This window comes from Acinetobacter sp. ANC 4636 (assembly GCF_054454555.1).
Genome location: NZ_JBTKVD010000002.1, coordinates 122,098 through 145,512, shown reverse-complemented (window position 1 = coordinate 145,512; position 23,415 = coordinate 122,098). Strand labels below are relative to the sequence as shown.

Annotated in this window: 23 protein-coding genes; 17 read left to right on the top strand and 6 right to left on the bottom strand. The window is 40.7% G+C overall.

The genetic code is table 11. The features are described from left to right. Nucleotides 1-64: 64 nt before the first annotated feature. From ispH to ACX1N5_RS02785, 14 genes are all read left to right on the top strand, one after another. Nucleotides 65-1,015, top strand: a complete 951-nt coding sequence (gene ispH, locus ACX1N5_RS02850) for a 4-hydroxy-3-methylbut-2-enyl diphosphate reductase (RefSeq protein ID WP_131379561.1) — start codon at nucleotides 65-67, stop codon at nucleotides 1,013-1,015. Between the two features lie 223 nt (nucleotides 1,016-1,238). Continuing rightward, a complete protein-coding gene (locus ACX1N5_RS02845; protein ID WP_458799665.1) occupies nucleotides 1,239-1,712 on the top strand; it encodes a pilus assembly FimT family protein in 474 nt (157 codons plus the stop codon). Beyond that, nucleotides 1,702-2,232 carry a type IV pilus modification protein PilV gene (gene pilV / locus ACX1N5_RS02840; protein ID WP_458799666.1) on the top strand — a complete coding sequence of 177 codons (531 nt, stop codon included), beginning with the start codon at nucleotides 1,702-1,704 and terminating at the stop codon, nucleotides 2,230-2,232. Before ACX1N5_RS02845 ends, pilV begins: the two co-directional genes overlap by 11 nt. A gap of 1 nt (nucleotide 2,233) precedes the next feature. Next, nucleotides 2,234-3,115, top strand: coding sequence for a PilW family protein (locus tag ACX1N5_RS02835; RefSeq protein ID WP_458799668.1), 882 nt, complete (start codon nucleotides 2,234-2,236; stop codon nucleotides 3,113-3,115). Beyond that, nucleotides 3,115-3,816: a pilus assembly PilX family protein gene (locus tag ACX1N5_RS02830; RefSeq protein ID WP_458799670.1), complete on the top strand. Its 702-nt coding sequence runs from the start codon at nucleotides 3,115-3,117 to the stop codon at nucleotides 3,814-3,816. Before ACX1N5_RS02835 ends, ACX1N5_RS02830 begins: the two co-directional genes overlap by 1 nt. A gap of 18 nt (nucleotides 3,817-3,834) precedes the next feature. Then, a complete protein-coding gene (locus ACX1N5_RS02825; protein ID WP_458799672.1) occupies nucleotides 3,835-7,890 on the top strand; it encodes a pilus assembly protein in 4,056 nt (1,351 codons plus the stop codon). 10 nt (nucleotides 7,891-7,900) lie between these two features. Further along, nucleotides 7,901-8,365 (top strand): type IV pilin protein, encoded by a 465-nt coding sequence (locus ACX1N5_RS02820; protein ID WP_458799674.1) that lies wholly within the window; start codon nucleotides 7,901-7,903, stop codon nucleotides 8,363-8,365. After that, nucleotides 8,365-8,802 carry a type IV pilin protein gene (locus ACX1N5_RS02815; protein ID WP_131379548.1) on the top strand — a complete coding sequence of 146 codons (438 nt, stop codon included), beginning with the start codon at nucleotides 8,365-8,367 and terminating at the stop codon, nucleotides 8,800-8,802. The genes ACX1N5_RS02820 and ACX1N5_RS02815 overlap by 1 nt, the downstream gene beginning before the upstream one ends. Before the next feature lie 147 nt (nucleotides 8,803-8,949). Next, on the top strand, nucleotides 8,950-9,207 hold the full coding sequence (rpsP, locus tag ACX1N5_RS02810; RefSeq protein WP_004754439.1) for a 30S ribosomal protein S16: 258 nt from the start codon (nucleotides 8,950-8,952) through the stop codon (nucleotides 9,205-9,207). Nucleotides 9,208-9,226: 19 nt separating this feature from the next. Continuing rightward, the gene (gene rimM / locus ACX1N5_RS02805; RefSeq protein WP_004754436.1) at nucleotides 9,227-9,775 is read left to right on the top strand and encodes a ribosome maturation factor RimM; all 549 of its coding nucleotides are present in this window, start codon (nucleotides 9,227-9,229) and stop codon (nucleotides 9,773-9,775) included. A gap of 46 nt (nucleotides 9,776-9,821) precedes the next feature. Continuing rightward, nucleotides 9,822-10,574, top strand: coding sequence for a tRNA (guanosine(37)-N1)-methyltransferase TrmD (trmD, locus tag ACX1N5_RS02800; RefSeq protein ID WP_458799677.1), 753 nt, complete (start codon nucleotides 9,822-9,824; stop codon nucleotides 10,572-10,574). Between the two features lie 196 nt (nucleotides 10,575-10,770). Further along, nucleotides 10,771-11,139: a 50S ribosomal protein L19 gene (gene rplS / locus ACX1N5_RS02795; RefSeq protein WP_004754432.1), complete on the top strand. Its 369-nt coding sequence runs from the start codon at nucleotides 10,771-10,773 to the stop codon at nucleotides 11,137-11,139. A 168-nt stretch (nucleotides 11,140-11,307) separates the two neighbouring features. Next, entirely contained in the window at nucleotides 11,308-12,219 is a 912-nt protein-coding gene (gene truB, locus ACX1N5_RS02790) for a tRNA pseudouridine(55) synthase TruB (protein ID WP_458799679.1), read from the top strand. Nucleotides 12,220-12,229: 10 nt separating this feature from the next. Further along, a complete protein-coding gene (locus tag ACX1N5_RS02785) occupies nucleotides 12,230-13,000 on the top strand; it encodes a sulfite exporter TauE/SafE family protein (protein ID WP_458799681.1) in 771 nt (256 codons plus the stop codon). Nucleotides 13,001-13,083: 83 nt separating this feature from the next. Here the strand turns inward: ACX1N5_RS02785 and ACX1N5_RS02780 are convergent, their stop codons facing one another. Beyond that, entirely contained in the window at nucleotides 13,084-13,992 is a 909-nt protein-coding gene (locus ACX1N5_RS02780) for an EamA family transporter (RefSeq protein ID WP_458799683.1), read from the bottom strand. Between the two features lie 87 nt (nucleotides 13,993-14,079). After that, nucleotides 14,080-15,312: a phosphoglycerate dehydrogenase gene (serA, locus tag ACX1N5_RS02775; protein ID WP_131388600.1), complete on the bottom strand. Its 1,233-nt coding sequence runs from the start codon at nucleotides 15,310-15,312 to the stop codon at nucleotides 14,080-14,082. Nucleotides 15,313-15,401: 89 nt separating this feature from the next. On the opposite strand from serA, the gene ACX1N5_RS02770 reads away from it, so the two are divergent. Next, on the top strand, nucleotides 15,402-16,811 hold the full coding sequence (locus ACX1N5_RS02770; protein WP_131379544.1) for an FAD-binding oxidoreductase: 1,410 nt from the start codon (nucleotides 15,402-15,404) through the stop codon (nucleotides 16,809-16,811). A gap of 75 nt (nucleotides 16,812-16,886) precedes the next feature. Then, nucleotides 16,887-17,651 carry a nucleotidyltransferase domain-containing protein gene (locus ACX1N5_RS02765; RefSeq protein WP_458799685.1) on the top strand — a complete coding sequence of 255 codons (765 nt, stop codon included), beginning with the start codon at nucleotides 16,887-16,889 and terminating at the stop codon, nucleotides 17,649-17,651. Nucleotides 17,652-17,752: 101 nt separating this feature from the next. Here ACX1N5_RS02765 and pstB read toward each other — a convergent pair whose 3' ends face one another. From pstB to pstS, 4 genes are all read right to left on the bottom strand, one after another. After that, the gene (gene pstB, locus ACX1N5_RS02760; protein ID WP_131388596.1) at nucleotides 17,753-18,631 is read right to left on the bottom strand and encodes a phosphate ABC transporter ATP-binding protein PstB; all 879 of its coding nucleotides are present in this window, start codon (nucleotides 18,629-18,631) and stop codon (nucleotides 17,753-17,755) included. 1 nt (nucleotide 18,632) lies between these two features. Continuing rightward, nucleotides 18,633-19,475 carry a phosphate ABC transporter permease PstA gene (gene pstA, locus ACX1N5_RS02755; protein WP_004754415.1) on the bottom strand — a complete coding sequence of 281 codons (843 nt, stop codon included), beginning with the start codon at nucleotides 19,473-19,475 and terminating at the stop codon, nucleotides 18,633-18,635. 2 nt (nucleotides 19,476-19,477) lie between these two features. Next, complete coding sequence (pstC, locus tag ACX1N5_RS02750) at nucleotides 19,478-20,428, bottom strand: phosphate ABC transporter permease subunit PstC (protein ID WP_004754413.1); 951 nt, start codon at nucleotides 20,426-20,428, stop codon at nucleotides 19,478-19,480. Nucleotides 20,429-20,529: 101 nt separating this feature from the next. Next, nucleotides 20,530-21,555, bottom strand: a complete 1,026-nt coding sequence (gene pstS / locus ACX1N5_RS02745) for a phosphate ABC transporter substrate-binding protein PstS (RefSeq protein WP_131379540.1) — start codon at nucleotides 21,553-21,555, stop codon at nucleotides 20,530-20,532. A gap of 615 nt (nucleotides 21,556-22,170) precedes the next feature. Between pstS and craA the strand changes: the two genes are divergently transcribed. Further along, on the top strand, nucleotides 22,171-23,397 hold the full coding sequence (craA, locus tag ACX1N5_RS02740; protein ID WP_458799687.1) for a chloramphenicol efflux MFS transporter CraA: 1,227 nt from the start codon (nucleotides 22,171-22,173) through the stop codon (nucleotides 23,395-23,397). Nucleotides 23,398-23,415 lie beyond the last annotated feature (18 nt).

Genomic DNA, 23,415 nt, shown 5'->3' with positions numbered 1-23,415 from the left:
AAACTGAATAGTTTGGTCAATAAATTCAAAAAATACAGTCATTGCCTGTCAGATTGAGGAAGTTATGGAAATTGTATTGGCGAACCCACGAGGCTTTTGTGCAGGTGTTGACCGTGCGATTGCGATTGTCAATCGGGCACTTGAATGTTTCCAGCCACCAATTTATGTACGCCATGAAGTCGTACACAATAAATTTGTCGTAGATGACCTGCGTCAGCGTGGCGCGATCTTTGTCGATGAACTTGATGAAGTTCCAGACGATAATATTGTGATTTTTAGTGCGCATGGGGTGTCCAAAGCAGTCCAGCAGGAAGCAGCGCGCCGTGGTTTAAAAGTATTTGATGCCACTTGTCCGCTCGTAACGAAAGTACATATTGAAGTCACCAAATATGCTCGTGAAGGCGTAGAAGCGATTCTGATTGGACATCATGGTCACCCTGAAGTTGAAGGAACGATGGGGCAATACGATAAAAATAACGGTGGTGAAATTTATCTGGTTGAAAACGAGCAGGATGTTGCTGAATTACAAGTGAAACATCCTGAAAGAGTAGCTTTTGTCACTCAAACCACGCTGTCGATTGATGATACTGCGAAAGTGATTGATGCCTTGCGCCAAAAATACCCTCATATTCAGGGCCCTCGTAAAGATGATATTTGCTATGCAACCCAAAACCGTCAGGATGCGGTGCGTGATTTAGCTGAAAAGTGTGATGTGGTCTTGGTGGTGGGTTCTCCCAACTCATCCAATTCTAATCGTTTACGTGAGCTTGCTGAGCGCATGGGGAAAACCGCGTATTTGGTCGACAATGCTGAACAGTTGCAACAAGACTGGTTTCAATCAACCACTAAGGTCGGTGTAACCGCAGGCGCATCAGCTCCAGAAATTTTAATTAAGCAAGTGATTCAGCGGTTGCAGGACTGGGGTGCGGAGTCTCCTGAAGAACTTGATGGGCGTGAAGAAAATGTAACATTTAGCCTGCCTAAAGAGTTGCGTATACATATTGTGCAAGCTTAAGCATTGTAGTTTTTAAAACGGATCGTGACTGGTCCGTTTTTTTTATTTTATTTTTTGGTAAAAATTGATATATTATGTGATATGTATCACATAATAGATACATTTTAAATATATCTTATTTCATAAATTATGAATTTTATTAATAAATAACGGTACTTAATTTTTACATATTGTGAAGTAAATCTTATTAAAAATATGAGTTATTTAAAAATATGAGGGGAATATGCAATCCATTCGGGGATTTACATTATTCGAATTAATCGTAGTGGTTATTATTATTTCTATTATTTCGGTAATGGCTGTGCCAGCTTTTGCTAATATGCTTCTTAAACAGAATTTAAATAAAAGTACACGAGATTTAGTCATTGTCTTGGAAAAAGCACGCTCTAAAGCTGCTCTAGAGCGTCGTTCTGTGACCGTAAATTTAAATTCATCCTCAGCAGATACAGACAGCGCTTTAAATTGGACTGCATCAGGAAAGGCAGCTCTTGTTTCAGCGATGACATCAATCGTATTTCGTTCCGATGGCATGGTTCAGGATCCAACCACCACTACAGCACCGCTGAATTCTGATTTAACTTTGGTTTTGTGTGATCAAGCGCAGGCACAGGCGCAATATTCAAAAAGAATAATTCTTTCTCGTATAGGGGTAGTCCAACAACGTGATCTTGTGACGGGGAACTGTAATGCCAGTTAAATATCAGCAGGGCGTCGGTTTGCTCGAAGTTTTGGTTGCATTACTACTTTTGGCAATTGGAGTGTTGGGCTTTGTGGGCTTGCAGTTACGTGCTGTTGAAGCAACATCCGAAGGATTTAATCGTATTCAAGCCATGAATATTGCACGTGATTTGGCTGAAAAAATGCGCATGAATAATTCTACAGCAGCACTCGCCGCATATAAAACTAATTTGGAAAGTATGACCAATCAGGCGGCTTCAGGTAGCAATTGTTATAGTAATTTTTGTACGCCAACCGCAAAAGCAGCATTTGATGTGCATGAAGCCTATGTACAAGCGACTAATACAGGTATGACCTTAAATATAATGACTTGCCCTGGTACAGCAAATGGTCGCCAGTGCATTTATGTCGCATGGAATAAAACTGACCCTGTAGATAAAACTACGACAACAACAGGGCATATTGCATGTACCAATAGTACAAGTTCAGGGTTTTCCTATAATGATGCTTCAACCTGTATTGTGATGGAGGCATATTAAGATGCGATATTCACAACAGGGTTTAACACTCATTGAGCTCATGATGTCATTGGTTCTGGGCTTAATCATTGTGGCAGCAGCGGTTATGCTTTTTATTGCAGGGCAAAAAAGCTTTGCCCTGCAACAAGGGGCTGCTGATATTCAGGATAATGCCAATTTTGCCTTAAATTACATGACCAAAGATATTCGAATGGCAAATTTAAATGCTGTAACGGCAGCCATGACAGCGAGTTCTGCAAATGGAGGCATTGTTTTTAGCACGACAAACTTAGCAGGCGTGGCATCTTCTGCTGTCAGTCAAAGCGCGGTCAGCAATACATCGAATATGAATGTTGGTAGTGATCAACTGGTTATTCAATATGTACCGACACAAGCCCAAATTGACAGTGGTTTATTTGATTGTGAAGGAACACAAGTGACAGATGCCTCTGTTTATGTAGTTGAACGTTATTTTGTACGTCAGGATGCCAATATTAATAACAATGAAACGTCCGCGACAGCATTGGCGTTAGCGTGTGCTGCTGGGCGTTCAAATAATTTGACAGCCTTTAATAATGATAATGGTCAAATCATTATGAAGCGTGTGGATTATTTTCATGTCTTGCTCACAGTGCAGGATAGCTCTGGTAATTTTAGAGACATGACGATTACACAATACACAACTAATGCACCAACTGCTCGTATTATGGGTATCAAGTTAGGTGTTTTGGTACGTTCTAACCAAACAGTAGGTATCGATTCTAATATTGATTTAACGAAATCTTTTACTGTGTTCAATCAACCCGTCACTTTAAATAACACAATTCAAACGATGCCAGCAAAAAATTTACGTCAGGTGATTACACAGACTGTTGCAATTCGTAATGCGTTGGGGGGGCGTTAATGATGAATCAGCGTTTTCAACGGGGTGCAACTTTAATTGTTGTATTAATCATATTGTTGTTTATGACGATTATTGGAACATTAGCTATTCGCCAAAGTCTGGTGTCATTAAATATTGCAACCAATGGTCAGGCACAGCAGTTAATGTTTGAAAGTTCAGATGCCGCATTATTTAAAATTGAAGATCCTACCCAAGTTGAAAACCAACTTGCAGCGAATGGTATGTTTGCTTATTTTGACTCTGCGGATCATGCACAAGATCAATTGGTATTTTGCTATAAAGCGAACAATACCAATTTTTTTAATTTGCAAAATGCGAGTGTGATTTCATCTGATGGAACTATAACAAAAAATGGAGTGGCGGGTTATTGTCAGTCTACCTGGTTTTCAACAGGTCGATCAGCGATTTTGACGCAAGTTTATTTGACACAAGTTGCTAGTAACTCTAAGCCATTGGCTAATTTTACATTAGGTACAAGTGCTGGGCAAAGCACGAATATATCAAATACAACAAAAAGTATTTCTGTGACAGTAATTTCAGTGTTACCAAGTTTTTCTAGTGCATCTTCAAGTGATATAGAAGATTGTTTTAAAAAGAATAAAGATGAGGTTGGTACATGTTTTGGCGACCTTAATATTCCCTACAATATACAGCGCGCAGATTATACAGTTGGCGCTATACCAACACTGAAAACATCGTAAAAGATTGAGGATTTAAATATGAGTAAATTATATCAGAAAATGCTTACTTTCACGGTGTCAGCATTTGTATCCTGTATTGTTTGTCAAAGTGTATCTGTGCAAGCAAGTGATATTGATATTTATGCCAATGCCACAGGTGGAAAAACTTCAATTTTATTGATGTTAGATACTTCTGGAAGTATGGGAATTAGTTCATTGGTTTTACCTAAAACTAACCCATATGGTAGTCCAGGCGATGTGGATAACTCATTGTGTGATCGCGTCAGTGTTTCAGAATATCAAAGCAATAGATCATCAGCATCAAATTTTTATGAGTGGACATATAATTTAAAAGATACCAATAGGAGTAGCACAACCTATAATAAAACCTCGATTTATAAAACAGTGACGATTGGTACAACAGTAATTCCTTATTATGTGCGTGGCTGTACAAGTGGTGGAGTTACGCAATATGATCGGTTATCACGATTAAAAGATGCAATTTTACCTTTACTAGCAGATACTTCAAGTGCAGGATTATCCAATAATACCATTATGGGATTGGGGCAATTTTCTTCTAAAACAGAGCTTACTATTGGCACAGCGACTAACCGTTTAACAGATGGTCATTCTGGTCGTATTTTGGTGCCGAATGGGGCCCTAACTACGGCTCAACGGATTAGTATTGCTCAGCAGATTGCAGCCATTAAGTCTTTGGATACGACGACCAATGAAGATGGGACTACAAATTCTAATTTAAAATTATCAAGTAACAATTATCCTGATGTAACAAAAGCATCTAGTGGTACGCCTACTGCTCAAGCCTATGCTGAAGCTGGTGCCTATATGATGGGTACAGGTACAGGTACAGGGGGTACGAATAGTGGTTCAGTTTCTACTATTTATGATGGTTATATGGTGATGCAAAATGGCTCAGAGCAAGTCTATTTTGTTTGTACTGCTTTAGGGACTGGGACTACAAGTGCTTTAGGGGCAACGGTTAAGCAATGTAATAATAATTGGCCTTCTTATGACAATACTAATAAAACTGTTACAACAGGTACTATTAGTGGGGGAGTATATAGACCAGATGGAAATGGTGGTTGGACTCAGATTACTTCACAGAATAATTTTAAGACACAATCTGGCGTTACCATGGCTAATGGTTGGGAAACGTTTACTAAACTACCTGTGGGATGGCGCTATGGTGGTTGGATGAAAGTTGCGAATGAGCCGATGGATATTGAGCCGATAGTTGGTACAGTCTGGACAGGATATGCTGGTAAAAATGGCAATGATACAGTCGGTCTTGTATCTTATCGCACAAATCCCTTTTTAGTGGGAGGAACATCGGACAGCTTAATTGGTGGTTTTGCTTTTTCTGCTGATGCATCTAAAAATGGGAATGTTTATAAAGCAGGCGGAAGTACATCCACTTGTGATGGTAATGGGATTTACTTTTTAACAGACGGTGCGCCAAATTCAACTAAAGATTCGATGGCGCAAACCATTATGAATCTTACATTGAATAATAATAGTAATTACACATTTACTGCTAAACCATCTGACACCAATGCATTGGTTTCACCAACATTACAATCAGGACTATTTACAGGTGAAACAGGTGGGTGGGAATATATTGGTGAGTATGCTAAAAAATTATTCGATAAAACTAAAAACCCAGCAAATATATCAATTAAAACGGCAGTAGTCGGGTTCGGTTCATCTTTTTCAGGGATTCCAAAAAATGCAGATGGCACATATAACTGTGCCTCAGTACAAACAACAAATCAGGATGCTTATAATGCGTGTAAGTGGGGAGGATCTGATTTTGGTAAAGGAGGATTTTATTATGCTGAGAACTCTGATGATATTAAAAATAGTATCACAAACTTTGTAAAAAATGTTACACCGACATTCCAGTCAGTTGCTACAGGTTCTCCAACTTTACCACAAGATGTTTTAAATCCATTGCGTGCTCAACCATATGGTTACTATGCTTCGTTTGTTCCGACTCCGCAGGATTCTACGCAACTTTGGGTAGGAAATTTAAATAAATATAATTTACTTAATGGTCAGTTATATGGCGCAGATAAAACGACTAAATTATTTAATACGGATGGCTCTTTAAATTCTAGTGTTTCAGGTATTTGGACGGATGGTGTAAAAGGTCAATTACCTTTAGGTATTGTTACTGGTTCTAAAGTAAATCGCACAATTTATACTAATCGTAAAATTACAAATAGCGCAGCATCGGAAGATAAAACCTTAAATCAAATTACTTTTACAAGTGACTACCTGAATTCAGATCCACAGCGTAATTATTGGTTAAATCTACTCGGTTATAATGTGGCAGCCAATGATCAGTCAGATTTAAGTACTTATATTGGAAAAACACCAGATTTACGCCAGCTTGGTGCTACCATGCATTCTACCCCAATATTACTGACACAAAGTGGGACAATTACAAGCACGTTAGATACAACAGCACGTCAAGATTATTTGCTTTTTGGAACTACGCAAGGGTTGTTACATGTCGTAGATAAAAATGGTAAAGAAGTCTTCGCTTTTGTACCGAATGAAATGATGAATAATACTAATCAGCGCAATGCATTTTTGAGTACAACTTCTAGTACGGGTGGTAGCAGTAATTTATTTTATGGTATAGACGCTCCTTGGGCAGCATATACTCAATATGTTGCAAATAGTGATGGTTCTTTAACCGTTGGAGCATCTGACCGCAGCACAACGGATAATTCCATTCAAGGAAAGCAATGGGTATATGGTGGTTTACGTATGGGTGGGCGAAGCTATTATTCGCTAGATCTCACCAATATCTCTATCCCAAGTTTAAAATTTCATATCAGCCCTGATGGTTCAAGTATTACCAATTCGACAGGAACAACATCGAATGTCACAGCGCTAGGCTTTATGGGGCAAAGTTGGTCTAAACCAACTATTGCACGCGTGAAATTTGCAGGTCAGTCAAAACTAGTAATGATCGTTGGTGGTGGATATGATGCTGGTTATGAGTCACCAAATTATGATCAAACCAATCAGAAAGGTGCGGGCATTTATATGTTCGATGCAGATAATGGTCAGTTACTATGGTGGGCAAGTGCGAATGCATCAAGTGCGACTGATGTGCAGGGTGCGCAAGCAGTTACAGCAAATTCTAACTTAAAATATAGTGTTGTTAGTCAAATTAATGCAATTGATCGAGATGGTGATGGCTATGTTGATAACTTGTATTTTGGTGATTTGGGTGGGCAGGCTTTTCGAATCGACTTAAATAACACAACTTCAACAGCTACACAAAAAATTGATGCTCGTGTGGTTCGTATTACTAATCAACATGTTACAGGTGGAGCAAGCCCCCGTTTTTATGAAATGCCAAGTTTCTCTGCCCAAAACGATTCTTCTTTAGGGTTATTTGGTGTGGTGGCTTTTAGTTCTGGTAATCGTAGTTCGCCATTGTCTGGTGTAACAGGGACAAATAATGCAACGGCTACAACCAGCGCGGATGACGGTGTATTTGTAATTTATGACAAAGATATTAGTAAGAGTGATTTATATAAATCTACTTATTCGTTACTGACTCAAGATGTAACATTACAGTCATTAAATACAAATTATAGCACTGGCGTTGCAGTAACAAATGGTGGTTGGGTTTATCACTATAGTAATGCAGCAGGTAGCGCGGGTGTGTGGAAAGGAATGAATAGTTTGTATGCGGTAGATAGTATTTTATATACCAATGTTTATTATCGTGATGGTGTTGGTATAGGTGGTTCATGTGGGGCAGGTATAAAAGGTGACTCTTATTTATACCGTTTTTGTTTGCCAACAGGTAAATGTGACAGATTTGCTTCGTCACTCAATACTAATGGAAGCCCTGATCGTGCCAAATTAGGTGCTGGTATTTTGGGGAGTGGCCTAGGTGCATCTAATACTACCGGTAATGAAGTAAAAAGTACCATTACGACATCAACAGATTGTACACAGGCTGCTAATAAAAATAAGCTTGAATGTCAAAGTTTTAGTAATGCAGGCACAATCCGTACTTTACGTTGGTATGAGACCAGTAGCAAATAAGGATTAAAGTATGCAAACGATTACGTTGTATAAAAAAAGTTGCGGCTTTACCTTAATTGAAATGATGGTTGTTGTCGTAATAGTTGCTATTTTAGCGGCTATTGCGATACCCAGTTACCAAGAATATGCGCGGCGCTCGCGTGCAGCTCAAGCACAACAGGAAATGCAGCGTTTGGCGGTATTGCTTGATCGTTGGAAAGCACGTAATTTTAATTACAAAGGCTTTTCAACCGCCACCACAACTGTTGCGTCTACAACAAGTTATCCCTATACCGTTACGATTGTAGATCCTGATGCGAGCAATGTTGCTTTAACGGGTAATGCTGCAGTGGGTCGAAATTGGGCCATTAAGGCAACCACAACGGATCCGAAAAATTATAATTTTTTACTGACCAGCAGAGGTCTGCACTGCAAAAATAAAACAGGTTTTAATTCATACGGTGACTGTGGTTCAAGCGGTTCAGAGAATTGGTAATGAAAATAACAAAACGCGGTTTTACTTTAATTGAACTGATGATAGTGGTTGCGATTATTGGAATTTTGGCGGCAATCGCTTACCCAAGTTATAAACAGTACAGAGTTAAGACCAATCGTGTTGATATGCAAACGGAGCTGATGCGTGTAGCAGGGCGTTTGCAAAGTTATAAACTGATCAATAACAGCTATGCAAGTGCAACCCTAACAGGTGTTGGCGGCACTGCAAATTATCCAAGTACAGGAACTGCTTATTATGGCATTGTCTTGGAAATTGATGATGATAATCAAGGGTATAAGTTAACAGCTACACCTGTGAGTACAAGTGTGCAGAAAGGCAATGGTGTTGTGTGTTTAAATCAAGATGGGCAAAAGTATTGGTCAGAAGGTGCAGCAAGCTGTGTTTTAAGTAGCTCTTCAACCTGGGACAGTAACTAAAAATAAATTCAAAACGGTGGATAACTTACGATTTGATCTTTCCTTTGGGGTGAATATCACGTAAAATACCGCCCTCTATGAAAGGGGTTTGAAGTGTTGCCGATGGTCGGCACAGGGATAATCCGTAAGAATTATAAGGCTTTTATCATGGTAGTTATTCGTTTAGCGCGCGGTGGTGCAAAAAAACGTCCATTTTATCAAATCGTTGTGACTGATAGCCGCAATGCACGTGATGGTCGTTTCATCGAACGTATCGGTTTCTTTAACCCAACTGCTCAAGGTCAAGCGGAAAAACTTCGTTTAGATACAGACCGTTTTGCACATTGGGTTGCTCAAGGCGCTCAAGCTTCTGAACGTGTTGCTTCTTTAGCTGCTCAAGCTAAAAAAGCTGCAGTTGCTGCATAATTTTTGTAGTAGGTAGCCCATGACACCAACACAGAATGTACCCGAAGATCGTATTCAGATTGGACAGTTACGTTCAGCTTATGGATTGAATGGGTGGCTCTGGGTCTATTCCAATACAGAACCCATGAGCAATATCTTTGACTACCTGCCTTGGTACATTGAAACCAAAGCAGGTTGGCAAACAGTCGATGTAAAACGCTGGAAACCACATGGTAAAGGCTTGGTTGTTGCGCTTAAAAGTGTGAATGATCGCACTGCAGCCGACAGCTTGGTTGGCGCTAATATCTGGATTTCAAAATCGCAATTACCTCAACCAGGTGTGGATGAGTATTACTGGTCAGATTTGAAAGGCTTAACTGTGTTAGGTCTGGACGATAATGAGCAGGAAGTCAATCTCGGTCAAATTCACGAGCTGTTTGAAACAGGTGCTAATGATGTCATGGTGGTTCGAGCCACAGCTGACAGTGTTGATGCCGAAGAGCGAATGATTCCATGGCATAAAGATGTGGTGCAGCGAGTTGATCTTGAAGCTGGTCGAATTTACGTGAATTGGGGCGTAGATTACTAATCCTTTTTGCGAAGGATGAACGCAGCAGGAAATAGAGGAATCTGTAGTGTTTTTTGCAGTGATTACGCTTTTTCCTGAAATGTTTGAAGCGATTACAGCCTACGGGATTAGCGGACGTGCAGCAAAACGCGATATTGTACAAGTCACTTGTATTAATCCGCGTGATTTTGCTGAGGGCAACTACAAACGAGTGGATGAACGTCCATTTGGTGGTGGTCCAGGTATGGTGATGATGGCTGAGCCGTTGGCAAAAGCAATCTCTCATGCCAAACAGCTTGCAGAGCAGGCAGGAGCGGTTCATGTTCCTGTGGTGTATATGTCACCACAAGGTAAAACCTTAAATGAGCAGGCAGTACAGCAGTTTGTTGAATATGACGGATTGATTGTACTGTGTGGACGTTATGAAGGGGTTGATGAGCGTTTACTCCAAAAATATGTCGATCAAGAATGGTCGATTGGAGATTACGTTTTATCGGGTGGTGAACTCCCTGCGATGGTTTTGTTAGACAGCATTATTCGTCGTTTGCCGAATACGATGTCAGATGAGCAATCTGCAATACAAGATTCTTTTGTGGACGGTCTGTTAGACTGCCCACAATATACCAAGCCAGATCATTTTGAAGGATTGGACGTCCCAGAAGTCTTAAAATCTGGGCATCATGCCAATATTGAAAAATGGCGGTTTTTGCAGCGCTATCAACGTACACTTGAACGTCGTCCCGAGTTGGTCGAGCAGGTGGAGTTGACCAAGCAGCAAAAAAAATGGCTAAAAGATGAACGAGGAAATAGCAGTGATTAGTCATCACTGTCCTTGTACAAGAAGAAGCAATGCTTCGAATTGGGATTTAAACTTATGTTTAAGTCTTCTTGAATAGGCTCTTTATGCATTGAAGTGGTCAAACATAAAGAGAAAGATAATCGGGTCTATGCGATTTAGCCTCTATACCCAGTGGATATCAGACCTCTTCTGACCCACATATAATTGGAGATACCCCATGAGCGGTAAGCATCCTTTAGTTCAAGCTGTTGAAAATGCACAGTTAAAATCTGACATCCCTGCTTTTGCACCAGGTGACACTGTTATTGTCCAAGTAAAAGTAAAAGAAGGTGATCGTGAACGTCTTCAGGCTTTTGAAGGTGTTGTCATTGCTAAGAAAAACCGTGGTTTGAACTCTGCGTTCACAGTACGTAAAATTTCTAGCGGTATTGGTGTTGAGCGTGTTTTCCAAACTCACTCTCCAATCGTTGCTAAAATCGAAGTGAAACGTCGTGGTGACGTTCGTCGTGCTAAACTTTACTATCTTCGTGACTTGTCTGGTAAAGCTGCACGTATTCGTGAAAAATTGCCAGCTCGTAAAGCTTAATCCGCTTTATTTGAGTCAAAAAAATGCGCCGAATCAGGCGCATTTTTTTATGCCTATGATTATGCTAAGCGATAAAAATTCGACTGTTGAGAATAAGTACACAATCCTGCTGAAGATTGGTTAGGCTTTTGTTAAGATGGCGTGTCATTTTTTTTGATTACTTCATGTATGTCTGTTGCTAAGCCTAAAATTCAGCGTCGTCCAATTAGCGGTGTTTTTTTACTGAATAAACCACTGGATATTAGTTCTAATGCCGCATTACAAAAAGTGCGCTGGCTATATCGGGCAGAAAAAGCAGGACATACAGGTGCACTTGACCCTTTAGCAACAGGTTTATTGCCAATTTGCTTGGGCGAAGCCACCAAGTTTTCGCATTATTTACTCGAATCGGTAAAACGTTATCAAACGACCGTGAAGCTTGGGCAAACCACCACTACAGGTGATGTGGAAGGTGAGATTTTACAGCAACGTCCTGTACCTGAACTGACTCCAGAAAAAATTGAACATGTGCTTGAGCAGTTTCGTGGTGATATTCAGCAAGTCCCACCGATGTATTCAGCATTAAAAAAACACGGCAAACCATTATATGAGTTGGCACGCCAAGGAATCGTGATTGAGCGTGAGGCACGTCCGATTACGATTTATCAACTACAATTAATTGAATTTACTCAAGATAGTTTAACTTTAGATGTGATTTGTTCTAAAGGTACATACATTCGTGTATTGGGGGAAGATATTGGTGAAGCACTGGGCTGTGGGGGGCATTTAAGTGCATTGCATCGAACGGCAACGGGTCATTTTGATTTAATTCCAAGCTATACCTTACCGTATTTGGAAAGCTTAACTGAGGCTGAGCGTGAGGCATTGTTATTGCCTGCGTATGCACCTGTTGAGCATTTACCACAGGTTCAAGTTCCTGAAGGGCGTAGTAAGTATTTCTGTAATGGTTTGGAAAGCAATATTGATCATGCTGCCGCAGAGCAAGTTTTGGTATTTGATGGTGAACGCTGTTTAGGTTTGGCACAAATTACTGATAAAAAGCGCTTAGTTCCTAAGCGAGTCCTTCATTTAGAAAAGTGATGATTACTGCATGGATACAATAACGATCTTAAGTCTGCTTGGGTTTGCATTTACCGCAGGAGCCATCGATGCTGCTGTGGGTGGTGGCGGACTCATTCAGATTCCAGGGCTGATGAGTACTTTCCCATCAATGTCAACTGCTACGGTAATCGGAACCAATAAGGTTTCTTCGATTTTTGGTACAGCATCGGCAGCCTATACGTTTGCACGTAAGGTCAAGTTGCAGTGGAAATTACTGCTGGTGATTGCGATTTGTGCCTTGATTAGCTCTTTTGCTGGTGCGGCATGTTTATCTCTCATTCCCCAATCCGTTTTGCGTCCTTTTGTGTTGGTGATGCTGATCATCATTGCCATTTACACGTTTATGAAAAAAAGTTTTGGGCAAGTGGCAGTCGATTTACACATTACCCCAAAATTGCTGGTGTTGGCTGCTCTCGGCAGTTTGGCAATTGGTTTTTATGATGGGGTTTTTGGCCCAGGAACGGGAAGCTTTTTTATTTTCTTCTTTATCCGTTTTTTGGGTGTGGATTTTCTACATGCCTCAGCCTTGTCGAAAATTGGCAACTTTATGACGAACCTTGCAGCATTAAGCTTTTTGATTCCAACTGGGCATGCAATTTTACATATCGGTTTAATGATGGCGGCTGCCAATGTTGTGGGTTCTGTGGTTGGTGTGCGAGCTGCCATGAAGTATGGTAGTGGCTTTGTGCGTAAGATTTTCTTGGTACTGGTGACAATTTTGATTTGTCGAATTAGTTATCAGACTTTTACCTCGAGCTAACTTCGCAGCGCATTTTGCTTTGGATTGTTGTCTAACGTAAATATATTGCAGGTTTTGAAAGAGTGGCAGAGATGCCACTTTTTTTATGCTTGGTTTTGCTTGAGAGAATTGAGTTGTTGCTCTATCTTCTGTTTGCTGAGTTGAGTGGTATATGTACAGCCAATTGAGGCAATCATAATGGTGGCAAGCGCGAACCATTGTGTCCAAAGTAAATGTTCTGATAAAAACAGCACGCCTGATAGTGCTGCAAAAGCAGGTTCCAAACTGGTCAGCGTACCAAATAGCAATGGACTTAAATGGCGCAATGCCACCATTTCTAAAGAAAAAGGCAAAGCGCTGGCGAGGAAAGCCAAGCCAATAAAATACAGTAGATAAGGCAGCTCTAATACCTTGATTGGTGTTCCAATCCATAGTGCCATCGGGAGCAATACACAAGAGCCGATCAACATACCTAAACACACGGTATGATTGCCTGAAATGCCCGAAGGGCGATTGCCTGTTAAAATATAAACGGCCCAACAGGCACCAGCACCAATCGCCAGAAAAATTCCAACAGGGTCGAGTGCTTGCTGCGTTTGATTCCACGGGAGCAACAATAACAAACCTACAATCGCCAAGCCCACCCAGATCAAGTCATAACGATGTTTGGCATGCAGTAATGCGACACTCAAAGGCCCAATAAACTCAAACGATACGGCTATACCCAGCGGTAGGCGACTTAAAGATAAGTAAAATAAGGCATTCATGCCTGCAAGTGCCAAACCATAACCGAGAATGGATGCCCAGCGAATCTGTTGCCATGCCACGCGCCAAATTTGAAAAAATACAGCCAGAAGGACGAAGCCTAAAAATAACCTTAATGCGGAAACGCTGAGCACGGGAAATGAGGCAAATAGAATTTTGGCGAGAGAAGCACTGGCTTGTACACTGACAATCGCAATCATAAACAAGGCAATTGACTGGACAGTATGATTATTTCTGAAAAAGCCCATGTTGAAATTATTGACCAAATGGTAAAAATATAACGACAAAAAAGCCACAACACAAGGTTGTGGCTTTTAAAGACGGTCTGTCTAGGCTTAGAACAATACGCGAACGCGGATTGTGCCTTCAACGTGGTTCAACATCTCAAGTGCTTCGTGAGATGCAGATGCGTCAACGTCCATCACCAAGTAACCAACATCACCTTTGGTCATTAAAGTCTGACCAGAGATGTTAATGCCTTGTTCAGCAAACAAGTTGTTGATTTTTGACAATACACCTGGAATGTTTTTGTGGATGTGTAGTAAACGGTGTTTACCTTCCATCAATGGTAATGCGATTTCTGGGAAGTTCACCGCAGAAAGCGTCATACCTTTGTCAGAGTAAGCCACAAATTTCTCAGCAACTTCTAAACCGATGTTGGCTTGTGCTTCCATGGTTGAACCACCAACGTGAGGTGTTAAGATCACGTTGTCTAAACCACGAAGTGGAGAAACGAATTCTTCACCATTGGCTTTAGGTTCTTTCGGGAATACGTCAACCGCAGCACCTGCAAGGTGACCCGATTTGATTGCATCTGCCAAATCTTCAATGATTACACATGTACCACGTGCAGCATTTAAGAAGATTGCACCTTCTTTCATTTTACTGAATTGTGCTTTACCGAAGAAGTTACGTGTCGATGGAACGTCTGGTACATGTAATGTTACAACATCAGCAGTTTCAAGCAATTCATCTAAAGAACCGACTTGGCGCGCATTACCCATTGGTAATTTAGTCACTGCATCATAATAAATCACGTGCATACCCAAGCTTTCTGCAAGTACAGAAAGTTGCGAGCCAATTGAACCGTAACCAACAATACCTAAAGTTTTTCCGCGAGTTTCAAAAGAACCTGCTGCAGATTTGTTCCAGCCACCACGGTGACAGCTTGCTGATTTTTCTGGCACGCCACGAAGTAACAGGATAGTTTCTGCAAGAACAAGTTCCGCAACTGAACGGGTATTTGAATATGGTGCGTTAAATACTGGAATACCACGAAGCATTGCTGCTTTAAGATCAACTTGGTTTGTTCCAATACAGAAGCAACCGACTGCGATGAGTTTGTTTGCAGCAGCAAACACTTCTTCAGTCAATTGTGTACGAGAACGAATACCAATAAAGTGTGCATCTTGAACAGCTTCTTTCAAAGCTTCGCCTTCAAGCGCAGTTTTACGATAGTCGATGTTGGTATAACCCGCAGCATTTAAAGTGTCGATGGCATTTTGATGCACACCTTCTAACAATAAGAAACGAATTTTATCTTTAGGTAGTGATAGATGTTGGCTCATTACCGCTCCGCTACATAAGGCCAAATTTGGTCGCAATATGATAACATAGTGAGCAACAACTTGTTTATTTCTTGCTAGGCGTGTACACGATGAATGCTTCTGTCGCTTTATCACCTGACTTACTGACTCAATTGACGGCAATTGTAGGTGAAAATCGCATCAAAACTGATGCCGATAGCTTAGGAAATTGGGGGAAAGACCATACTAAGCACTTTGACCCAAACCCTTCGGTGATTGTATTCCCATCGAGTACTGAACAAGTCCAAGCGATTGTTCAGCTTGCCAACCAGTACAACGTTGCCGTGACACCATCGGGCGGCCGTACGGGCTTGTCTGCGGGTGCTGTTGCAGCCAATGGTGAAATCGTGGTGAGCATGGACAAGATGAACCAGATTCTGGAATTCTTCCCAGCAGATCGTATGGTGCGCGTTCAGGCAGGCGTAGTGACAGAGCAACTGCAAAACTATGCAGAAGAACAAGGCATGTATTACCCAGTCGATTTTGCATCGTCAGGTTCAAGTCAGATTGGTGGTAACATTGGTACTAATGCTGGCGGTATCAAAGTGATCAAATACGGTATGACCCGTAACTGGGTGTTGGGTCTCACTGTCGTGACAGGAAAAGGCGATATCTTGCACCTGAACAAAGGCATGGTTAAAAATGCAACAGGTTATGCATTGCAACACTTGTTTATTGGCAGCGAAGGCACATTAGGCTTAATCACTGAAGCTGAAATCAAGCTTGAGCGCCAACCGCAAGACTTGCAAGTGATGGTGCTGGGTGTACCAGATTTTGATGCAATCATGCCATTGTTACATGCATTCCAAAGCAAGATTGACCTGACTGCATTTGAGTTCTTTGGCGAACTTGCCATGCAAAAAGTGTTAGATCATGGTCATGTACAACGTCCATTTGAAACGCCATGCCCGTTCTATGTATTGCTTGAGTTTGAAGCACCATATGAGCCAATCATGGAAAAAGCCATGGAAATCTTTGAGCATTGCATGGAACAAGGTTGGGTGCTTGACGGTGTGATGAGCCAAAGCCTTGAACAAGTCCAAAATTTATGGCGTTTACGTGAAGATATTTCGGAGTCGATTGCGCCGTTTATTCCGTACAAAAACGATATTTCAGTGCTAATCACTCATGTGCCTGCATTTATTAAAGAAATTGATGCGATTGTGACTGAAAACTATCCAGACTTTGAAATCTGCTGGTTTGGTCATATTGGTGACGGTAATTTGCATTTGAACATCTTAAAACCTGCTGATTTGACTAAAGATGAATTCTTTGCCAAATGTCAGGTGGTGAATAAGTATGTATTTGAAACTGTGAAAAAATACAACGGTTCAATTTCGGCTGAACATGGCGTGGGTATGACCAAAAAACCTTATTTGGAATACAGCCGTTCTGCTGAAGAAATTGAATATATGAAAGCCTTAAAGAAAGTATTTGACCCGAATGGTTTGATGAACCCAGGGAAATTATTTGATCTTTAAGACTTGATTGAATAGAAAAATTTCTGCTAAAAGCGTATCGAAAGATGCGCTTTTTTTATATTGAGAATAGATAACATGAACATCGAAAAAAATATTCAACAACTCTTTGAACAGCGTCAGGACATTCCACTGTTTTATATTGAAAGTGGCAGTCGCTTATGGGGCATGGCAAGCCCTGACAGTGATTATGATGTACGTGGTTTTCACTTGCCGAGTAAAGCACAATATTTTGACTATAAAAAACATCGTGACCTGATTGAAATCATGGATGGTGATTTCGATTTCGTATCTTACGATCTCGACAAAATGTTTGGGTTACTGGCAAAAAGCAATCCAACTGTTTTGGAGTGGGTGCGGGCGCATATTGAATATATGAATACTTTCCCCGAATGGGATAGCTTTAAACAAGGTTTGCTTGAATGCATCGACTATAGTGCATTGTATTATCACTATTTGTCTTTGGCTCAAAATGGCATGAAAGTCATGCAAGTCGCAGATAACTTTACTTATAAAAAAGTGTTTTATTCGATTCGAGGTTTATTGTCGGCTGAATTGGCATTACAGCAAGATATGCCTGCATTGCTAATTACAGATTTATTTGCACAAATTGATCAAAATGACCCGCTACGTGACTGGGCTGAAAATTATTTAGAAATCAAAAAACAACAGAAAGAAAAAGCGTTGTTGTCCGAGCTTGAGCAGGTTGAAATTTTAAAACACTTAGAGATTAAGCAAACACAATTGGCAGCGAAGAATATGCCAAAAGCCAATCATCGTGAGCAGCTGGATCAGTATTTGACAGATTATAGTCAGCATTTAAAACAGCATTTTTATGGTTGATTGGGATGCTAAGCATCAAGACCTATCGTAAGCTCCCCAAATAAAAAAAGACGATATAAAATCGTCTTTTTTTTCGAAACTGTTAAAAAACAGAGAAAAACTTAACCGAAACGACCAGTAATATAGTCTTCAGTTTGCTGTTGTTTTGGATTGGTAAAGATATTGTTAGATGTATCCAACTCAATCAACTTACCTAAGAACATAAAGCCCGTATAGTCAGAAATACGCGCTGCCTGTTGCATGTTATGCGTTACGATCAGAACGGTATATTTGGTTTTAAGCTGTTCAATCAGTTGCTCAACTTTTGCAGTAGAAATAGGATCTAGTGCAGAGGTTGGCTCATCAAGCAATAACACTTCAGGTTTCAATGCCACAGCACGAGCAATACATAAACGCTGTTGCTGACCACCCGATAAACCCAATGCGCTTTGGTGTAGTTTGTCTTTAACTTCATCCCACAAAGCTACGTCACGCAAAACTTTTTCTACGCGATTGTTCATCTCAGCTTTAGACAGTTTTTCATAATGACGGATTGCATAAGCAATATTTTCATAAATGGTCATTGGGAAAGGGACTGGTTTTTGGAAAACCATACCGATTTTAGCGCGGAGTTCGTTTACAGAAATATTGTCGTTTAAGATATTTTGACCATCAAACAAAACCTCACCTTCAGCACGAAGTTTTGGGTAAATGTCATAAATACGGTTAAACACACGCAATAACGTAGATTTACCGCAACCTGAAGGTCCGATCAGCGCTGTGATTCGGTTTTCAGGAATAATCATATTAATATTTTTAAGTGCCTGTGCCTGGCCATAATAAAAATTTAGATTGCGTATATCTAGCTTAGCCGTCTCAGGTGTTAACTGCGGCGAGGTATGAAGCACTGAATTAAACATAGGCGTATTATGCGATGGTGTATGCTGTGCGCGTTGCGCATCTTGCAAGTTGTTCGATAGAGATGGAGATGTTGTATTCATTTTATTTATCCTTTTTGATTAAGATTGTGCGAGACACAATGCCAAGCACAAGGACAAAAAAGGTCATGAGGAGTGCGCCAGCCCATGCGAGTGCATGCCAGTCATCATAAGGACTCATCGCATATTGGAAAATCACTACAGGCACGTTTGCCATTGGTTGTAATAGATTAGTTGACCAATATTGGTTGTTGAGCGCAGTAAAGAGTAGTGGTGCTGTTTCACCCAGAATACGGGCAAGTGCCAGCAAGATGCCTGTAACAATCCCTGACATGGCAGCACGGTAAAGTACCTGCTGGACAATCTTCCAGCGTGGAATACCTAGAGCCTGTGCAGCTTCACGTAGGGTATTGGGAACCAGTTGCAGCATCTCATCGGTTGTACGTACTACAACAGGCAGAACTAAAAATGCCAATGCTACTGCGCCTGCGATGGCAGAGAAATGCCCCATTTGTCGAACCATAAGTTCATATACAAACAGACCAATCACAATAGAAGGCGTTGAAAGTAAAATGTCATTAATAAAACGAATACAAAAACCAAGTTTGGTTTCGCGTGCGTATTCAGACAGGTAAGTTCCTGCTGCAATGCCGACAGGCGTACCAATCAAAACTGCAATTGCACTCATAAAAATACTGCCAAAAATGGCATTGAGTAATCCACCTGTTTCGCCAGGAGGAGGTGTCATTTGAGTGAGTAGATTTAAATGCAAAGCAGGTAGACCATTTTTCAAGGTGGTCCACAAAATCCAAACTAACCAGAACAATCCAAATACAGCAGTGAATAAGGATAGGGCTTTTGCAAGAAAATTTTTAACTTGACGGGTTTTCCAAAGCGCAGTTGACATGATTACGCTCCTTCACGGCGTGATAGACGCCCTAACATGAAACGTGCAATCGCGAGCACAATAAATGTTACGACAAATAAAATAAAGCCTAGAGCAAGCAGTGAAGACAAGTAAATACTAGAATCTGCTTCGGTAAATTCATTGGCAATGGTTGCCGAAATTGAGTTGCCTGGTTCAAGCAATGACAAACTAAGCTGATGAGCATTACCTAATACGAATGTCACAGCCATTGTTTCACCTAAGGCGCGGCCTAAACCTAGGAAAATACCACCGAGTACTGCTGAGCGTGTATAAGGTAAAACAATATCCCAAATGACTTCCCAAGTGGTATTGCCGACAGCATAAGCAGATTCAATCAGTGGTGTTGGCACGGTTGCAAACACTTCACGCATGATAGAAGAAACAAAAGGAATAATCATGATGCTCAGTACAATACCTGCGGTGAGCATGCCTAAACCAATTGGTGGCCCTTGAAACAATGGGCCGATAAGTGGCCATGTACCCATATGGTCATTGACCCAAGGGTAAATGTGATCCGCCATAAATGGGACAAAAACAAATAAACCCCACATACCATAAATGATAGAGGGAATACCTGCGAGTAGCTCAATTGCTGTTGCAATTGGTGTACGGATCCACTTAGGTGCAATGTTGGTAATAAAAATAGCGATACCAAAACTGACAGGAACGGCAATCAACATCGCAATCAGAGAGGTGACTAATGTGCCATAAATGGGAACAAGAGCACCAAAATTTTTCTCAATCGGATCCCAAGAACTGTTCCAGATAAATGAAAATCCAAAGGTTTGAAAAGCTTCTTTGCCACTCCAAATCATGGAAAAAGATGCAGCAAGCATAATCAGAAGCACAAAGATGGCACAGCTTTTGACCACATAGTGAAACAGTCGATCATTACGCTGATCTTTTGAGTCTGTTTGACTATTTAGGTTCATTGTTCTATCTAGTTTCATCATTGAAAATCTTTAATTAAGAAATAGAGATAAATCCAACAAAACGAATTCTGTTGGATTTAAAAAAAGAGGCGATGTCCAGATTACTTAACGTTAATGTTTTTAATCCAGTAACCTTCAATTTGTTTAGTTAAGTTTGCAGGTAAAGGAATGTAGTCCAAAGCACGTGCATTTGCTTGACCATGCTCAAGTGACCATTTGAAGAAGTCTAGAGCTTCTTTGCTTGCTTGAGCAGATTTTGGTTGCTTATGCATGATTACAAATGTAGTTGCAGTGATCGGCCAAGAGTTAGCGCCAGATGCATTGGTAATTACATTATAAAAATCAGGTGATTTGTTCCAGCTTGTACCCGCCGCTGCTGCTTGGAAAGTTGCAGTGTTTGGTTGTACAAAGTGACCTGCTTTGTTTTGCATTGCTGTGTAGCTCATGCGGTTTTGTAAAGCATATGCAAGCTCAACATAACCAATAGAACCTTTGATTTGTTTCACATAAGCAGCAACACCTTCGTTACCTTTGCCGCCAATACCTGTAGGCCAAGAGATAGATGTACCTTCACCAACTTTAGATTTCCAAGTTGGGCTTACTTTTGATAGATAGTTTGCCCAGTTGAAAGTTGTACCAGAACCATCAGAGCGGTGAACAACAGAAATACGTTGGTCAGGAAGGTGCAAAGAAGGGTTCAAATGTTGGATTGCTGGATCATTCCACTTGGTTACTTTACCCAAGAAAATGTCTGCTAGAACAGGACCAGTCAAACGTAAAGCGCCTGGACGTACACCATCAATGTTCACAACTGGAACAACACCACCAATAATAATTGGGAATTGTTTTAAACCAGCAGCATTTAACTCAGCAGGAGTTAATGGCATGTCTGATGCACCAAAAGTTACAGTGCCTGCTTTAATTTGAGCAATACCACCACCAGAACCGATAGATTGGTAGTTGATTTTATTGCCTGTTTTAGCGTGATAAGTTGCTGACCATTTTGAAAGCACAGGATATACGAATGTAGAACCTGCACCCGTAATTTCACCTGCATGCGCTACGCTAATCGCAAGCGTCGCAGAGGCTACTAAAGCGCCAAATATTTTTTTAGAGAAGTAAGTCATAGATATTCCCTGTATGGAAGGTATTTCCACCTTAAGTTCATTAAGGTTGGAAGATGAGAATGAACTAAATTGAGTGTTAATTTAATGTGACTGTGTGACAACAAAGTGACTGAAATATGTCACTTTTGTTACAATGAAAAATATTAAAAAAGAACGGTTGCTTAATTACTTTGTTGCAAAATAAATTTTAAAAATTAATATTGGTTTAAGTTTTTACTGAAAATTTAATTTTAAATCTGTACATTTAAGATCAAGGTTTTGTTAAAAATCAAGCATATGGAAAAATACTTTTACCCGAAATTTTTGTGGTTAATTTTCGAGGAAGGTGTGAATCATTGCGTGTATTGAACCTGATAAAGTGTGATGCGCGAACCTATAAAATGACAAGTTTTTATTCAGCCTAAAAATATATGACAGTGCATTGTATGCACTGTAATCATTCGGTCATTGCTATAAAAAGTGTTATGGTATGACTCAATAACATCTAAACTGCTGCTTATTTTATTTTTTGAATGCCTTATACATACGCTGTATTTTTTATTTTGCTTGAAACCTCTCTCTGTATTTTTGTCTGCTGCTCCAACGTTTGGCGCGGTTCTTTATTGAAGAAAAACGATGCAACCCATCCCAAAAACATTGAATCGTTCAACCCTGATGTTTCCGTTGGCACTCGTACTGTTTGAGTTCTCAGTTTACATTGGAAATGATCTGATTCAGCCAGCCATGCTGGCAATCACCCAAGATTTTTCTGTCAGTGCCACTTGGGCGCCTTCGTCCATGTCGTTTTATTTATTGGGGGGAGGATGTGTAGCCTGGTTGCTTGGCCCACTCTCTGATCGCCTTGGACGCAGGCGAGTGCTGCTGACAGGTGTATTGTTTTTTAGTGTGTGTTGTCTGCTGATTTTATTGACCCAAAATATACAACAGTTTTTAGCCCTGCGTTTTCTGCAAGGCATTGGTCTCACGGTGATTTCAGCAGTGGGTTATGCGGCGATTCAGGAAAATTTTGCTGAGCGCGATGCAATTAAAGTCATGGCGCTTATGGCCAATATTTCTTTGCTGGCGCCCCTGCTTGGGCCTGTGCTGGGTGCATTTTTGATTGATTATGTGTCATGGCACTGGGGATTTATCGCCATTGCCATTTTGGCTGCACTGAGCTGGTTTGGTTTAAATAGCCAAATGCCACGACAACAGCGGAGCATCACACGCCAGCCTTTTCTATATTTGTTCGATGATTTTAAGCGCGTATATCGTAACTCAGAATTTTTAGGGCTAAGTCTGGCTTTACCTTTGGTGAATATCCCATTGATGTTATGGATTGCGCTGTCACCTGTGATGTTGGTCGATGAGCTTAAACTGAGCAGTCTGGCTTATGGATTATCACAATTTCCTGTGTTTTTAGGGCTGATCGCAGGGAATGCGCTATTAATTAAAGTGATTGATCGTTTTGCATTGGGGCGAACGGTTTTTGTGGGCGTACCGATCATGTTATGTGGTGCTTTATTTTTACTGAGCGCCGTTTGGTTGCCACAGTATGCGCTCGCTTTACTGCTTATCGGTATGACCTTAATCAGTTTTGGTGAGGGCATCAGTTTTTCAGTCATGTATCGTTTTGCCTTAATGTCTTCAAATGTATCGAAAGGCACAGTTGCAGCTGCGGTTTCGATGCTGCTGATGCTGAGCTTTTTTGTGGTGATTGAAGTTGTACGTTGGCTTTATACCCAATTTCATCTGATTGCATTTTCTGGAAGTTGTGTACTGTTGTTGAGTCTATGGTTTTTTTATCCGAGGAAAGTGCTAAAACAATTACTTGATCAGCGACAGCAGGCAGGTCTGTTTTAGTGCGGGCTTGCAGTTATA